This window comes from Streptomyces sp. RK62 (assembly GCF_018070255.1).
Taxonomy (GTDB): domain Bacteria; phylum Actinomycetota; class Actinomycetes; order Streptomycetales; family Streptomycetaceae; genus Streptomyces; species Streptomyces nigra.
In genome coordinates, this window is the sequence record NZ_JAGPYD010000006.1 from 26,385 (window position 1) to 42,222 (window position 15,838).

General features: G+C 70.6%; 9 protein-coding genes. 7 read left to right on the forward strand and 2 right to left on the reverse strand.

Annotated features, from left to right (window positions below):
- The first annotated feature begins 22 nt into the window (after positions 1-22).
- The 7 genes from KBY32_RS12850 (at position 23) to KBY32_RS12880 (ending at position 13,295) form a co-directional block, all read left to right on the forward strand.
- Positions 23-1,168 (forward strand): hypothetical protein, encoded by a 1,146-nt coding sequence (locus KBY32_RS12850; RefSeq protein ID WP_210980068.1) that lies wholly within the window; start codon positions 23-25, stop codon positions 1,166-1,168.
- Between the two features lie 41 nt (positions 1,169-1,209).
- The gene (locus KBY32_RS12855; protein ID WP_247689412.1) at positions 1,210-2,676 is read left to right on the forward strand and encodes a hypothetical protein; all 1,467 of its coding nucleotides are present in this window, start codon (positions 1,210-1,212) and stop codon (positions 2,674-2,676) included.
- Positions 2,666-4,012, forward strand: coding sequence for an AAA domain-containing protein (locus KBY32_RS12860; RefSeq protein WP_210980070.1), 1,347 nt, complete (start codon positions 2,666-2,668; stop codon positions 4,010-4,012). Before KBY32_RS12855 ends, KBY32_RS12860 begins: the two co-directional genes overlap by 11 nt.
- Before the next feature lie 232 nt (positions 4,013-4,244).
- Entirely contained in the window at positions 4,245-5,780 is a 1,536-nt protein-coding gene (locus KBY32_RS12865) for a DUF2397 family protein (protein WP_210980071.1), read from the forward strand.
- Entirely contained in the window at positions 5,777-7,072 is a 1,296-nt protein-coding gene (locus tag KBY32_RS12870; protein WP_210980072.1) for a DUF2398 family protein, read from the forward strand. Before KBY32_RS12865 ends, KBY32_RS12870 begins: the two co-directional genes overlap by 4 nt.
- Before the next feature lie 74 nt (positions 7,073-7,146).
- Entirely contained in the window at positions 7,147-12,060 is a 4,914-nt protein-coding gene (locus tag KBY32_RS35820; RefSeq protein WP_210980073.1) for an SbcC/MukB-like Walker B domain-containing protein, read from the forward strand.
- Positions 12,060-13,295 carry a TIGR02679 domain-containing protein gene (locus tag KBY32_RS12880; RefSeq protein WP_210980074.1) on the forward strand — a complete coding sequence of 412 codons (1,236 nt, stop codon included), beginning with the start codon at positions 12,060-12,062 and terminating at the stop codon, positions 13,293-13,295. Before KBY32_RS35820 ends, KBY32_RS12880 begins: the two co-directional genes overlap by 1 nt.
- 255 nt (positions 13,296-13,550) lie before the next feature.
- On the opposite strand, the gene KBY32_RS12885 is transcribed toward KBY32_RS12880, so the two are convergent.
- Complete coding sequence (locus KBY32_RS12885) at positions 13,551-14,840, reverse strand: hypothetical protein (protein WP_210980075.1); 1,290 nt, start codon at positions 14,838-14,840, stop codon at positions 13,551-13,553.
- A 38-nt stretch (positions 14,841-14,878) separates the two neighbouring features.
- The gene (locus KBY32_RS12890; RefSeq protein ID WP_210980076.1) at positions 14,879-15,742 is read right to left on the reverse strand and encodes a hypothetical protein; all 864 of its coding nucleotides are present in this window, start codon (positions 15,740-15,742) and stop codon (positions 14,879-14,881) included.
- Between the last annotated feature and the right edge of the window lie 96 nt (positions 15,743-15,838).

The window sequence follows — 15,838 nt, forward strand, 5'->3', positions numbered from 1 at the left end:
CCCTGCAAGGATCTCCGACACCGTGAAAGCACCCGTCGACGACCGACTGGCCGCGCTGCGCGGATCCGCAAAGCGCCGGCCCTACAACGCTCGCTCGCTGGCCGCCCTGGAGAACAACCCGCGCTGCACGCTGCGCGCCCTGCTGGACGCCTCTGGATCCGACAAGGCCGCGATCGCCGAGCACGCCGGCTACCCCTCCCCCTTCGGCCAGTCCGCCTTCGCCTTCGCCCGCGGCAACACCTTCGAGGCGATGGTGAAGGACAACGGCTGCGCGGAACTCCTGCGCGTCCTGCGCGAGACGCTGAAGCTGACGCTGCCCGAGGTGGCGTACCTGGACCTGAACGACGTCGGCGGCGACGGCCGCAACGAGACCCGCCGCGACCACACTGCCCGGGTACTGCTGCAGGCAGCCCAGGGCACCGGCGACGGCACCCTGTTCGACCACCCGATGCTGTACCTCGAGGTCGGCGGGCAGGAGGCGTTCCTGGAGCCGGATCTGGTGGCTTTCCGTATCGACGGCCGCTTCTACATCGTGGAGATCAAGAGCTTTCCGATCATCGACGGGCAGGCCGACCCGGCGCAGGTGCGGTCGGCGACCACACAGGCATGCGCGTACGTCATCGCGCTGCGCGCCCTCCTTGAGGAGGCCGGAATCGGCCGGGAGGCCGTGTCCGACACCATCGTGCTGGTCGCACCGAAGGACTTCACCAACCGCCCGACCGCGGCGTTTGTCGACGCCCGCAAGCAGGTATCCGCCCTGACTCGTCAGCTGGCGCGCATCGAGCGCATCAGCGACCTTGTCGACCTGCTGCCCGAAGGACTCACCTTCGACCTCGACATCGACAAGGACAGCAAGCGGCCCCGCCGCCCGGCCGAAGAATTGGCCGAGGCGCTGGAACAGGTGCCCGCGACGTACCGCCCTGACTGCCTGAACCACTGCGAGATGGCGTTCTACTGCCGCGCCCGCGCCCGCGCGGAAGCCTCACTGGACGTCCTCGGCCCGGCGGTGCGCGAGCAGTTGGGCGGGATCGACACCGTGACCATGGCCCTCGGACTGGCCCGCGGGCAGCTGACACCGACCGCGGACCAGAGCGACATAACCGCCGCGCTGCGGCACGCCGCACGGCTGCGCGCCGAGCTGACCGGAGAAGTCGGGGGTGCCGCATGAGCATGCTGTCTGCGTTGGCGCACGTAGAGGCGATGGAAACCATGGCTGCGGTGCGTCAGACCGAGTTCCGCCACCGGCGTCTGTCGGGCCGGCCGCTGGTGATCATCCCGCTGACCATGGCGGGAGAAGCCGGAGCTCCGCTGGCGGCCATGGTCGGCACCGCCAAGAGGGACATGACGCTGCTGGTCGTGCCGCAGCCCCGTAACCGGGACCAGAGGTTCGCGTTCGCCGCCGATCTGGGCCGGATCGTGATGAGGTACATCGAATCCTACCGCCAGGACCGCCGCGGCGACGGCGAGCGCTCTCATTACAGCGACGCGCCGCAGATCCTCGTCCCCAACCACGGCGGCATCAAAGCCCTGGCCGACCTCGGACGCATGTGCCGCTTCCGCTCGACGTCCGGCCCCTACGCCGTACCCGACGTCGTCCCCGAGTTCGGCATGTGGCTGACGTTCCTGGTCGACACGGCCGAACAGGCCGGCACCTCCATGCTGCTGCCCCTCACCGCGATGCTCGCCGAGCACTGGGCCACCGGTCAAAGCGTTCTGGAGGACCAGAACCTGGCCTCGCTCATGGCCTGGATCGCTCCCCCGGACGGGCTGAGCGTCGAGCAGGCCCTGGCCGACGCGGAGAACCCGGACATCTGCCCGCCGGCGGGCCCGGCGACGTCCCCGGAGTTCGACAACCGGCAACTGGCACCGGCGATCAAACGGTTCGACACAGCCCACACCCTCGGCGACCCGCACGCGCTGGCAACTGCCCAGGCCGAGTTGCGCGACCTGGTCGCGGAACAGGTCCAGCCCACTTGGCGCATGATGTGGACAGCCATATCGCTGCTGCGGTCCGTCCCCGAAGCGCCGCGGACCGCCAAGCGCTTCGAACGCGACTGCGTGTCCTTCACTTCATACTCCGACTACCGGGATGCCGGCGGCTTCCCCCAGCGTAAGCGGGACACCGCGATCAGCGCGGCACAACGCCTGAGCCGGCTGGAGCAAGCTCTGGCCGGCTTCGAAGCCGACATGGCGTTCGACGACCCGTTCGTGCTGGCCGACCGGCGCAGCGCCGGGGAGGCGTTCGCGGGAACGGTCGAGGAGAGCAAGCCGGACCGGGTGGTCACCACGGCCAAGAACAGGCGGGTGCCACGCCCGTATGTCACCCTCCGGACCGACGACCCCGTGCGGCTGGCGGCCGGCACCAAACTGATCAGCCCGTCCATGCCGGCAGGCCACAAGGCCGTCATCGTCTCCGTCCTCCCCGACGGCGACACCACTCTGGTCACCGTGGAGGTCACCGGTGGCATGGGACGCGCCCGCGTCCCGAACCCGGGCACCGTCCCGGAGCCCGGCCAGCACCTCGCCTACCTTCCCGACCCGGGCTGGCGCCCGACACCCGTGTTCCCGGCTTCCGATCACACCCCGTGGACACACAGCCCCGGCCCCGACGGGCCGGATGCCGACTCCGCCGTACCCGAGGACGCCGCCGCAGAGGAGTGGGGCCATGAGGACTGACAACACCACTGCACCCGACCCGGCAGCGTCTGCAGCCGCCGCCACCGCGGCGATCCTGGCCGACCTGGCCGACACCCGGCACAAGGCCGTCGTCGTCGACTCCCCGCCCGGCGCCGGCAAAAGCACCCTGGTGGTCCGCGCCGCTCAGGAACTCACCGCGGGCGGCGAGCGCCCGATCATCGTCGCCCAGACCAACAACCAGGTCGACGATCTGATCAAGCGTCTTGCCAAAGAGCACCCCGATATCCCCGTCGGCCGCCTGAGCGCCACCGACTACGTCCCGCCGCCAGCCCTGGGCACCCTGGCGAACACGACTGTCGGCCGCGCCCTGGACGACCTGGCCGGCTGCCAGATCATCGTCGGGACCGCTGCCAAGTGGGCCACCGTCCGCGACTGCACGTTCAGCTGGGCCATTCTGGACGAGTCCTACCAGATGCGCTCGGACATGCTGCTGCAGATCGTCGAGCGCTTCGACCGCGGCCTGTTCGTCGGCGACCCAGGCCAGCTGGACCCGTTCACAATCGTCGGCACCGAACGCTGGATCGGACTGCCGCACGACCCGACACACAACGGCGTCAGCGTGATGCTGGAGCACAACCCGGGCATCCCCGTTCACCGGCTGCCCGTGTCCTGGCGCCTCCCGGCTTCTGCGGCGCCCACCGTCAATGAAGCCTTCTACCCGTTCACCGACTTCACCGCCGGAACCAGCCACGGCACACGCGCCCTGCAGTTCGACACCGCCGGGTTCGGCAACACCGACCTGGACGAGACCCTCACAATGGCGTTCACCACCGGCTGGGCTCTGCACGAGCTGAAGCGCCGGCATGTCCCGCGTACCGACACCGAGACCATCCAGACCGCCGCCGACCTCGCCGCCCGGCTTCTGACCCGCGGAGCGGTCGCCACCTGCGAGATCAACCCCAACGGCCACCCTCTGACTGCCAGTCACATCGCCATCGGCGTCGCCCACCGCGACCAGGCCGACCTGGTACGCACCGCGCTCACCCGAACCGGCAACCCGCACGCTCCGGACGTGGCCGTCGACACCGCGAACCGGCTGCAGGGCCGCGAGTTCGAAGTCGTCATCGTCGTACACCCGCTGTCCGGCCGCCGGGACGCCACAGCCTTCCACTTGGAGGCCGGACGGCTGTGTGTCCTCGCCTCCCGCCACCGGCAGGCGTGCATCGTCATCGCCCGCGAGGGAATCGCCGACCTTCTCGACAGCCACCCCTCGACCGACCCGGTGCATCTGTCCGTACCGGCCAAATTCCCCGACGGCTGGGAGGCCAACCAGGTCATGCTGGCCAAACTCGCCCAGCATCGCGTCGCCGCATGACTCCCGTGCAGCATCTACACGCGAGTGCGGGCTTTCCCACCGAATTCGCAAGTCCATTCACTTTCTCGGGGTTCGTCAGTTCCGGAGGCGGGACGGCGAAGTGCTAATGGCTGGTGGTTTCGTGCCTCGGTGGAAAACGGCCGATGTTCCCGGTTCGTGGGAGATCTGTCAGTGGCGGCCTTCAAACTAGGAAGCCCTGCACACATGGGGTGCAAGGAGGCGAGGGGGCGGAATGGATCAATCGCGACAGTGGTGGCGGAGCGTTCTGTCCAGCGACTGGACTGTGTTCGCCCTGCCCGAGGATCTAGTGCGGGAACGCTATACGGCCCTGCTGGCTGCGCTGGAGGAATTGTCCACCCGCGGCCCGATGTGGACACCGGCTCAGATCCTCGAACAGCTGCGCACCGTGGGTTACCACGATGGGCTGTCCGAGGAGCAGTTGCTGTCGTCGCTTGAGCAGCTGGCCAGGTGGGAGCTCGCCAGGCCGTTCAGGGATTATGCGGCGCCGGTGCGCAACTATCGCGGGGTGATCTCGCGGCAGGAGGCCTGGGCGTTGACGCTGCGGGGGCGGGCGCTGGTGGCCGCTGTGCGGGCGGCGGTGCTGGACTCCCGTCGTGCACTGCAGTTGCCGAGCCGGCTGCTGGACGGTGTGGAGCAGACGGTCCGCCGGATGTTGGAGCATTTCAAGAGTGATCCTGGGTTGCTGACGGGTGATCTCGATGATGTGCGGACTCGGATCGATGAGCTCCAACGGGTGACTGCTGACTTCTACGGTGCGCTGGCGCAGATGGTCCAGTCCGATGTCACTGACGACGACGTTTTCGGCAGGAACCGGGACCGGGTGCTTGAGGCGCTGCGGCAGTTTCCGCGGGAGTACGGGCGGGCGTTGCGGCAGGTGGGGGACGCGCTGGCGGCGTTGCGGGAGGTGGGCCACGGTCCGGTCGTGGAGATGGCGGCCGTGCACGCGGGTCTGGTGGATCCGGCGGAGCAGCAGCGTTGGGTGGACGAGCGTATGCGTCGCTTGGCCGACTTGGAGGCGTGGTTCACGCCTGATGGGACGGTCTACCGGTTGATCGCGTCGGCTACTGGTGCTGTGCACACGCTCTTGATCGCTATCGACCGGCGGTACGCGGCCCGGAGGCGGGGTGCGGATCTGGGGGCTGACTTCCGCTCTGTGGCGCGTAGTTTGCACCGGCAGGACAGTGAGGAGCAGGCGCGGCGGGTGTACGGGGCGGCGTTCGGGGACTGGCCGGCGTGGCACGCTCAGATCGGGCCGGCTGAGGAGGACGTGGCGCATGCGACGGTGGCGGCAGCCGGGCTCACGGTGCACCGCGTAGAGGTGACGCTGCGTGAGCATGAGCGGGTGGGAAGGCCTGGTGGCAGGCCCCGGAAGCTGGCGGACACCGCCGTGGATCGGGAGAGCGCTCTGGCGCGGGCGCGCGAGGAGGCGCAGCTGCGCCGCCGGTTTGCGCGGGTGCTGGTGACGCCTGGAGAGGTGGGGCTGGAGCATTTCGCGGGGTTGGCGGCGGATGCTTCGGTGATCTTGCTGCGGGCGGTGGAGGCGGCGTTGCAGGAGTTCGACCCTGTGCTGGGGTTCGGGTCTGCGGTGGCCGAGGGGGCCAACGTCGTGGTGCGGGTACGGCCGGGGATGGCTGACCGGCAGGTCCGGGTGGAGTTGGCCGAAGGTGTGCTGACCGGCCCGGATCTGCGTATCCGTGTGGATGCGAGCGAGCGGGCCGACGAAGCGGTTGTGCAGGGGGCGGCATGAGCGGCGAGGTGTTGGAGGCCGATCTGCGGGATGCGGCCCGGGTGCTGGTAGATCGAGGACGGCTTCGGGCCGAGGCTGAGCCGGAGCTGTACCGGGCGGCGGTGAAGGGGCAGGCTGCGCTGGCGGGGCTGTTTCGGTCGGAGCTGGGCTGGACGTTCGAGGTGCTGGAGGTGGCGCAGCTGGTCCGGCTGCACAAGCGGCGTGTGGATGTCCCCGGTGACCGAGGTCCTTCGGTGGCCCGCGGCGGGGGCCGTCCGGTGCTGTTGTCGCAGGAGGCGCTGGTGCTGGTGTGTCTGGTGTGTGAGCAGTTGTGGCGGCGTCCGCGGTTGAGCGTGCGGGAGTTGATGCAGGCGCTCGCGCAGGTGTGCGCGGAGGAGGCCACCTCGGGTGGGCTGCCGCGGGTGCAGTGGGTGGCCGGTGAGGGGACGTCGAAGCAGGAGGCCCGCTGGCACCGGCAGAACCTGGTGGACGCGTTGCAGGTGCTGGAGGCTGAGGGTTCGCTGGAGGCGGACTCCGACCTGGAGCGGGTCGTGGTGGACGAGGACGCTGACCTTGTGGTGACGGCCTCGAGGGACCGGTTGGCGGCGCGGTTCTCGTCGCTGTCCCCCGCACTGCTCGGCCTGGACGTGCTGCCCCCGCAGGAGCACGCGGCGGCGTTGTCGACCGCTTCGTTGCTCGACCCGGTGGCGCCGGAACCGGACCAGGTGGCGTCGGTGGAGGAGCGGCGGCTGCAGGCGCTGCGGCGGCTGGTGGACGACCCGGGCGTGGATCCCTTCGACGAGCAGACGCCGGGGACGGCGTACCTGCACACGCTGGCCGGCCGGGAGCGGGGACTGGCACTGATCTCCAGCTTGGGGTTGGGGGTGACAGTGCGCCGGGACTGGTGGGAGGTCACCGATCCAAGTGGACTCGGGACTGCGATGGACTTCCCCAACGGGCGGCGGATGGAGCGGCAGGCCGCGTTGGCACTGCTGGCTCATCTCTCCGAGCGGGACCGGGCCGGTTCGGTGGTGCAGGTGGGCGACGTGGTGGATCTGCTGGAGGGAGTGCGGGCCGTGATGCCGAACTGGGCGGCTGGCCACAAGGCGCAGCTTCCCGCACTGGCGCGGGCGGCGATCGGGGAGTTGGCGGCCGCGCGGCTGCTGGTGCCGCTGGAGGGCGAGGCGGAGCAGTGGCGGGCGACGCCTGGGGTGCACCTGTGGCGGGTGCGGGTGGCGCACGCCGCCCGCGACACGGCGGGGCCGGAGCCTGGTGGGCCGTCCGGTGGCGAACCGGGTGAGGGGGACGCGTGAGGATCGCCGGAAACGGGGCCGTCGGGCTGGGGGTGCCGGTCGCGGAGGGCCGGTGGCAGCCTACGCGGGCTGGGGTGGTGAACTCCTGGGCCTGGGCGGAGGAGGAGCTGCTCTTCGCAGACGGGTGGCTGACACTCGCGGGGCCGAACGGTTCGGGGAAGTCCTTGTCGGCATCGATGCTGGTCACGGTGCTGTTGGACGCGGATGTGTCGCAGACCGCCTTGTCGGTGTCGGGGAAGGCGGCGGGGACGTTGCTGAGCCGACACACCGACCGGGACGAGCAGCAGGACCGCACCGGGGTGTGGTGGCTGGAGTACGGGCGGCGCTCCGGTGGCGAGGCTGTGGAGTATGTGACGACCGGGTTGTGGCTGAGAGCGGTCGGCAAGGCGGTACACCGGGTGTTCTTCCTGGCGCGGGGGCGGGTCGGGGAGCAGCTGCGTCTGCAGGTGGACCGGGAGCCGGTGCGGATCGGTGATCTCGCAGCGCAGTTGGCCGCCTGCCAGGGGCGGGCCTTCACCTCCAGCGCCTCGTCTGCTGCGCCGAACCGGGCGCGGTTGTCGGAGCATCTGCGGGTGATCGGGGACGAGCACGACTACCGGCGGGCGGTGCGCGAGGAGTTGTTCGCGCCGCTGGACGAAGTGCAGTTCGACGCGCTGATGGGGGTGCTGCGCAGCCTGCGCAGCGTGCGCACGGCGGAGGCGATCTCTGCGGCGGAGATGGGCCGGTTGCTGTCCAGCGCGCTGCCTGCGCTGGACAGTGAGCGGCTGACGGTGATCGCTCAGGCGATGGAGCGGATCTCTGAGCTCGAGGATCAGTTGGAGCGTGCCCGGGCGGAAGAGAAGCTGCTGCAGGGCGCGGAGCGGGCGTATCGCCGGTATGTGGAGGCGGTGGCGGTGGTCGAGGCCGCCTCGCTGATCGCGGCGAATACCGGGTTCGACGCTCAGACCAGGCGTGAGCGCCAGGCGCTTGAGGAGGCGCAGCAGGCCGGGGCGCGGGAAGCCGAGGCCGTAGAACTGCTGGCCGGAACGCGGGCCGAGATCGGGGAGTTGGAAGGGCGGAAGAACGCGGCGGAGGAGGAACTGCGCGGGCACGCGGGCGCGGTCCTTCCTCAGCGTGAGCAGCGGGCGATCGAACTGGCCGCTGCCGCCCATATGGCGGCCAACCGGTCCGATGAGGTCGGCGCGGAGGCTTTTCGGGCCGAGGGCACCGCCCTGGATTCGGCGGATGGGGTCCGGTCGGCGCAGAGCGCCGTGTCGACGGTGTCCGGGCCGCTGCGGGTGGTGGGGGGCCGGCTGGGCGCTGATGCGGCCCTGGAGGGACTGCTTGCCCTCGACGAGCGGCTGGTGGCGGCCGAGGCTGCGGCAGTGACCGCAGGCGTGGTCGACGAAGCGTGCGCGGCGCCGCTGGCATGGGTGGACACCCGGCTCTCCCAGCTGCGGAAGGTGGAAGCTGCGCTCGGGGACCATGCGACGGCACAGGGATTGGAAGTCGCGGCGGCGGCCGACCTGCGTGAGGTCGAAGGGATCGAGGAGACGGACCGGGCCACGGCCGACCAGGCGGGCGGGACGCGGGCGCGGGCCGAGGACACGCTGCTGGAGGAGATGCGGCGGTGGGCGGACGCGGCGGTGGAGTTGCGCGGTCCCGCCCTCGACCTGCTCGTACGGGACGGTCGCGGCGACGGGGAGCGGTTGTCGGTCGAAAAGCTGACAACAGGGCTCGTTCAGGTCGCGGGCGAGGCGCGGGCGAGGATCGACGCAGCAGGGCACCACCGGCAGGCCGCTGCGGACCGCGCGGTGGCCGAGCAGGCGGCCGAGGCATGGGGGCAGGCACGCACGCTGTGGGAGCAGGAACTCGGTGCGGCCGAGCATGCCTCCCAGGCGTTGCGCGGGGCGCAGGAGGAGGCCCAAGAGAAGGACGCGGCCGAGCAGGAGGCCCGGGAGCAGCACCAGGAGAGGCACGGGCGGCAGGTCGCGCAGGCGGACGCCGCCGTCGCGCAGGCTCAGGAGGCAGCGGACGGGGCCGAGTCGGCGGCCGGGGCGGCCTGGGAGCAGTGGCAGGGCCTGGTCGGCGTGTGGCGGCATGACGCGGTCCTGATTGATGTCGGCATGGTGCCGGAGCCGACCGGGGACGGGGTCACGGTCGACGCCATGCAGACAGTCGCGCAGATCCAGGTGGCCCTGGAGCGGGCGCACGCAGCGGCCGCCGGACGGCTGCAGCGTGTGGTGGATGCCGCCGGCCAAGCGGCGGGACTGGCGCAGGAGGCGGTCCGTGACCTGGAGCAGCAGCTGGAACAGGCCCGGCAGGCGGCGCCGGTGCCACCCGCACCGCTGTGGCGCAGCCGGCAGCCCGTGGACGGCACCCCGTTGTGGGCGCTGGTGGACTTCGCCGAACACCTGACGGACGGGGCCAGAGATCGCCTCGAGGGTGCTCTGCTGGTCAGTGGCCTGCTGGACGCACTGGTCCGCGCCGACGGGCAGGCGGTGGCAGGGGATGTGACCCTGCGCCCAGGAGCTGCGGTGACGTCGGGGGCGAGTCTGGCGGACGTGCTTCGGCCCGACGTGCAGGGCCGGATCGCCCCTGAGCGGGTCCGGCAACTGCTGCGGTCGATTCCCCTGGACCCGTCGGCGGGCGATCAGGTCACGATCGCGGTGGCGACCGCGGTCGCACCAGCCGGCTATCAGGCGCGATTCATCGGGCGAAGTGCCCGCGAACGCGCCCGACTCCAGCACGTGGCCAGCCTGGAACAGCAACTCGACCAGGCTCAGAGGGCATTGCACCGGGCACGCGAGGAGACTGCGCGCGCTCGCGCCCGGGTCGACACTGCCGCGGTGGAGCGCGACCGGTTCCCCTCCCCCGCCGGGTGGGAGCAGGCCCGCGAGAGGTGGCAGGGCCTTCTCCAGACGCTGCAGGAGACCCGCAACCAGTCCGCTCAGGACATCCGCCTGGCCGAACGCGAGCTGGCACAGGCACTGCACGCCTTGGACGCGGCTGCCGCGCGGCGCCGCACCGCGCTGGAGCTGCTGGCCCAGGAGGCACGGCACACCGAACAGGTGGCGGCCACGGCACTGGCTGCAGCCCGGACGGCTGAAGGCGCGGCGCGGGAGTCAGCCGGAACCGCGGCCGCCAGCCACGCCGAGTGGGAGCAGGCGAAGGAAGCCCAGTTGCAGGCCGATGCCGAGCAGGCCGGTTTCCCGCTGCTGGAGCCGGTCTCTTCGGCCCAGCAGCAGGAGGACGACGCGACCGAGCAGCTGCAGCACTCCATCAGGCGCACGGCCGACGCGCGCGAACGGCACCGCCGGGCCGGCGAAGCCGTGCGTCAGGCGCTGCGAGCGTTGAACCGGGCAGCCGACGCGGGCGGCGGCACCGTGCTGCCCACGGATCCGAAAGCGGCCGACGCCCACCGCGAGGACGCCACCTTGATGTTCCGGCAGGTGGAGGCCTGGCGGGGCGCCGCACGGCGGGTGATCGACCTCGCGGTACGGGCACGTCAGGACGCGGCAACCGCCGGGCGCTTGCGGACCCTGGCGGCCGACGCCGCCCGGGAGGCAGAGCAGGCTGCCGTGGATGCGGGGCGTGAGAAGGCAGCGGTCGAGGAGATGCGGCGCCTGCACGGCGCCGAGTACGAGGAGCTGCGCGCCTCGCTGCAGGAGGTCACCAGTGCGCTCGACCGCGCCCGGGCGCGGGTGGAGGAGCTGCAACGCGCCAAAGAGACGGCTGCTGCCGACGCGGCGTCGGCCCGGGCGCGGCTGGATGAGGTCGCGCCGCTGCGCCAGGCGGCCGAGGAGCACCGCGATGCCTGCCTTACGCAGTTGGGCCGGCTCGTCGACGAGGGCCTGGCCCTGGTCGGCGAGGACATCTCCACCGGGCCGGAGGGCCGGCCCGCGAACCTGACCGCAGGACTGGCCTGGGCCAGGCACCTGCTGGCCGAGCGCACCGGGCCAGGCGCGGGAGTGGGGGCGGACCGGCTCGCCACAGCGACGCGGACCCGGGACAGTGCGCTGAAGACCCTCGAGGGCACCGCCCGCACCGCCAACAGCGCACTGGCCCGGTTCAACCGCCAGATCATCCTCACCAACGTATCGGGCACCGCCTGGCAGCGTGCCGAGGTCGCCGACCCGGCCGCTGCCCGAGGCCAGGACCTGCGCGCAGCGGTGGAGGCACTGCGCGGGGCAGTCGCTCAGCTGGAGCAAGACCTGCGCGCCGACATCAAGAAGGCCATCAAGACCAGCATGTTCGCCCAGCTGCAGCGCGACGTTCAGGTCCGCCAGGATCTCGCGCAGCAACTGGTACGGCAGATCGGCCAGACCTTGCAGGACGTGCGGACCGGGGTGGCCCGGGTGGGCGTGAAGGTCGAGTGGGAGGTACGCAAGGACGCGGACGCGAAGGCCATGGTGGAACTGGTGAAAAGTCCCCCCTCGGACGAGATGTTCGAGCGGATGTATGACGTGCTGCGGCAGCGGATGGACGAGTCCGTCGGGGACACGTGGGCGGATCGGGTCGCGCACACCTTCGACTACCGGGCCTGGCACGAGTGGACGATCTCGGTGACACACTCCTCGTTCAGCGACGGAGGCAGCGACCGGTTCAAGGAGGTCAAGCCACGCGGTATGAACCCGCTGGAAACCTTGTCGACCGGGGAACGGCGCCTGGCCACGATGCTGCCCCTCCTGGCGGCCGCGTGGTCGATGTACAGCGGGGAGTACCGCGGGCCGCGGCTGCTGTCGATCGACGAGCTGGACGCGGCGTTCGACGACGCGAACCTTCGGCAGATGCTGGGACTGCTGCGCCGGTGGGAGTTCGACGTGCTGGCGACCGCACCCTCGATCACCCCCGTGATCAAGAAAGAGGCCGGGCAGGTCGTCATCCACCAGGTCATCACCAGCGGGAAGCACCGCGTGACGGTGCCGTGGCTGTGGCAGGGCCACGGGGAAGCGCAGCCGCTGACGCTGGACCTCGGCCTGGACTTCGACGATGGGATAGCCGGCTGATGGGCACGACATGGGAATGGGTCGCGGGCGATGAGGCACTGGCCCCGCTGTGGGCCGCCGTGCACGACCGGCTGTGCGCCGGGACGGATCCGGCAGCAATGGCGAGTGTGCGGGTGAGCGGGCTGCCGCCTGCGGGGATAGCGGCGCTGCGGGCGTGGCTGGACGACCCGGGCCGTCTACGGCGCGGCGCCTCCGCAGTGGTCGTGGACGCCCGCGGGGCGCGCGTGCCGGTGCGAGCGCTGCGCCAGGTGCTGCGGCTGGAACCGCAGGACCTGGTGGCGCTGGTGGAGCAGGCTGTGGGACGGCCAGTGGTCGACCGCGCACGGCAGCGCCTGAGTGACGCGGCGCTGCGCCAGGATGTGTGGCAGTACGCGGCCGCGCAGCTGCCGGCGTGTCCGGGGCTGGTCGCGCGGATGCGCGCCGCCGGGATCGGCGTCGACGACGGCGCAGGGGTGCGCACGCTGGTCGAGGCCCTCGCCGCCGTGGCGGCACGGCTGCCGGCCGACCCGCCGGTGTCACTGCCCAAGCTCGCCCACGACACCGCCGGTGACCCCCATTTCTTCGACCTCGACACCCTCGCCGGCAGCCGGCTCGTCACCCTGGTCGCCGAACTGACCGGACAGGTGGAGCCGACACGGCCGGACCGGATCCGTGCCCTGCTCGAGCAGGCCGGAGTGGTACCTGACCGGCTCACCGCCACCGTGCTGCTCCACCACGTCCAGGCCGTCGGCGACGGACCGGTCGACCGGCGCCTGCGCGAGGCCGTCGCCCCCATCGCGCTGCACCTGTTCGACCTGACCCGCACTCCCCCAAGCCTGGACCCGACCCAGGAACTCACCGTGGTGGAGAACCCCTCCGTCCTCGAAGCCGCCCTCGCCCGCGGCCACACCGAGCCGCTGGCATGCACCAGCGGACAGCTGCGCGCCGTCGACCACGCCCTGCTGCAACTGGCCGCCGACCAGGGCGTAGCGCTGCGGTACGCAGGCGACCTGGACGGGCCAGGACTCGGCATCGCGCACACCATCGCCCGCCTGTACGGCGCCAGACTCATCGCCATGGACCTGGCCACACTCCACGACGCCGGAACCCACCCATCCGCAGTGGTACTGGGCCCGCTCCCCACCGAAGACATCGACCTGCAGCTCACCCGCGAACTGCGCAACGTGGGGCGGGTGGTGTTCCAAGAACACGACGCCGTTCTGGACCGCCTCCTCCCACCCGCTTCCACCTACTGAGCTTGACTCATGAAGTCGTTGGGGTGAGGGACAGTCCGGTCCCGGTGCGGCATCCGTCGATGAGGTGGGGACGATGCCGTGCCAGATGGTCTGGATGAGGTGCTCGGGTGTGGTGCAGGCGGTGTGGGACAGCCAACGGCGCACCCGCCGATACCGTCCGCCACGTCAGCAACCACACGAGCGCGACCTGATCGACAAGCCCCCGACCAACCTGTCACGTCACGAACATATACGATCCTTCAAACGCAGCCTCTTTCATGCCCGTTTGGGCTCGTACGGGCTCCAACCACGCAGATACGGGCGCAGGTCCTCTGGTGTGATCGTCGGAGGGTCCGGTAGTCCTGGGTTCTGAGGTACAGGGTCGATGCGGTCCGCATAGGCCCGGGCCCAGGTGATCCAGGCAGTGGTTGCTTCGGCCACGTCGGTGGCGGCGTGGTGGTCTTCGAGCGCGTCGCAGTAGGCGCGGATGGCAGTGGCTTCCTGCCAGGCCTGTACCTGCGTGCGCAGGGCCTTCAGCCGGTGGTCTTCCAGAAGCGCAGTGCGAGCCTGCTGCATCGCAGTCAGCCAGCGTTGGCGTGTCTCTTCTTCCTTGCGCTGCTGGGCCTGCCGTCGTTCGTACTCGGCGTGTGCGCGGTGGGCGATCTCTCGGAACAGGGTGGGGAGTTTGTCTTCCAGGCGCCAGCGTTGCCTGTCTCCCCAGTGAGAGCGTCGGCCTCGATGGGCGTAGGTGTGCTCGAGGCTGAGTTCGAGTTCGTGGGATGCGCGTGTGGTGCGCGCGGTCACGCGTTGCCAGGCGTACTTCGCGCCGCTGGGGTCGGGTACCTCGTAGGAGCCTTCGTGGAAGGAGAGCGGGAAGGAACTGTCGCCGATGGTGATCACCAGGCTGGCTGCTGAACCGGTCTCGGGGTTGCTGACGGTGTAGTTCTTGGCTTCGGCTGTGTGGCAGAGGGCGTGGAGGAGGCGGCGGGCGCGGGGCTGGCAGTCGGGACAGGCCGGGATGTGTGCTGTGGCGGCTGCGGGGTGCAGGCGTTCTGCTGGCAGGTCGTCGGGGACGGGGACGGTCTCGTCTGGGGGCGTGGAGCGTCGCGGCGGTGGCCCGGGGCGCAGGGTGATGATCAGGTCGCCTTTGTCGCGTCCGGTGTGCTGGAGATGGTGGCCGTCGGGGACCAGGTGGTCTGCGCGTGCGGCATGCAGGGCGCGGCGCCAGTGGGCCCGCTCGTTCGATGTGGGGTTGGCGATGTGCAGGGTGCCGCCGGATTGCTGGAGTCTGCTGATCAGTTCCGCCGCCTCGGGTGCCGTCGGCGCAGCAGAGGTGCTCGGGCGTGGGGCGAGCGTGGCGTCGGTTTGGGCGAGGTTCCGGTGGCCGGCTTCGGTGGCGGCTGCGCTCCAGCGGCCGTCGGCCCGGGTTGTGGTGACCAGGCCACGATTGCGCAGGGCATAGACGGTCGCGGTGAGGTCGGAGTCATCGGAGGTGATGGGCGTCTGGCTATGGCAAATGCGGCGCAGGACTTCGAGTTGGCGCTCGTTGAGCTTGGTGCGGGCCACGGATCTTCCTGTCGTTGGTGCCCGGTCGGTCGGGGGTGTCAGTCGTCGCGCTCGGCCTGGCGCAACGTCTCGAGGGGGATGCCGAGTTCCCGTTCGAAGCGGTCGGCTGTCTTGGCCTGTCCGGCTTGGCGGAGGCTGCCGATGGCCTGTTCCATGAGCTGGCCGATGCGAAGGACTTCGTCGCGCAGGGCCTTGAGTTCTTCGAAGTTTTCGACCACGTCCGCGCCGCACCATTGGCGCAGCAGGTTGTAGGCGGGTTGGTTGCTGCGGTCGACTTCTGCGCAGATCTCGGGGCTGATGTGGGTGCCGGGATTCTTGCCGCGGCCGGGGTAGTAGCGGCCGTAGATCGCGTCTTGGCGTGCCTGGCATTCGTGTTTGTCCACGACGGCCATCAGGTGGTCGGCCCGGCTGCGGGCCAGGAGTCGTGCGGCGTCAACGGTGGTGGGCCAGGGCGCGGTCAGCGCGCCGTCGGTGTCGGTGAAGGCACGTGGGTCGCTGCAGAAGAAGCTTTCGGGCACGTCGAGGAGCGCAGCCAGCGCGGGGACATCGTCGACGTACAGCAGGCCTCGGTCACGGTAGTTGACACCAAAGGACACCAGCCCCTCCCACAGGTGCTCGTCGAAGAGGATGACGACCGCCCGAAAGGCAGGGTCCTCGTCGTCCGGGCTGTCTTTCGTCAGTTCGCTCCACTGCTGCTCGCGGGCCAGCCACGCGTCCTTGTCCTGCCAGGCGACACGCAGCCGGGCTGGCGGCACCCACTCCTGTCGGCCTTCCGCTTCCTCCGCGACGAAGCGGACTTTGACCCGCACCGGGCGTTGCGTACCCATCTTCAGGACCTCGACTTCTGCGACGGGTCCGTGGTGTGGCGCCACCCGGTACGCCCACCGCTCCCCCACGTCCACAGGCCCTCCTCTCATGGCGAACGCCTAGCCGCCATTCTGCTCCTGATCACACGGCATGAGGGTGAGCTCCATCAGACCTGCGCCCCCGTAGCGGTG

What these genes read in the sequence shown, in the direction of transcription:
- KBY32_RS12855 (WP_247689412.1), top strand. Translation starts at nt 1,210, where the DNA reads ATGGCTGCGGTGCGTCAGACCGAGTTCCGCCACCGGCGTCTGTCGGGC.
- KBY32_RS12860 (WP_210980070.1), top strand. Translation starts at nt 2,666, where the DNA reads ATGAGGACTGACAACACCACTGCACCCGACCCGGCAGCGTCTGCAGCC.
- KBY32_RS12865 (WP_210980071.1), top strand. Translation starts at nt 4,245, where the DNA reads ATGGATCAATCGCGACAGTGGTGGCGGAGCGTTCTGTCCAGCGACTGG.
- KBY32_RS12870 (WP_210980072.1), top strand. Translation starts at nt 5,777, where the DNA reads ATGAGCGGCGAGGTGTTGGAGGCCGATCTGCGGGATGCGGCCCGGGTG.
- KBY32_RS12880 (WP_210980074.1), top strand. Translation starts at nt 12,060, where the DNA reads ATGGGCACGACATGGGAATGGGTCGCGGGCGATGAGGCACTGGCCCCG.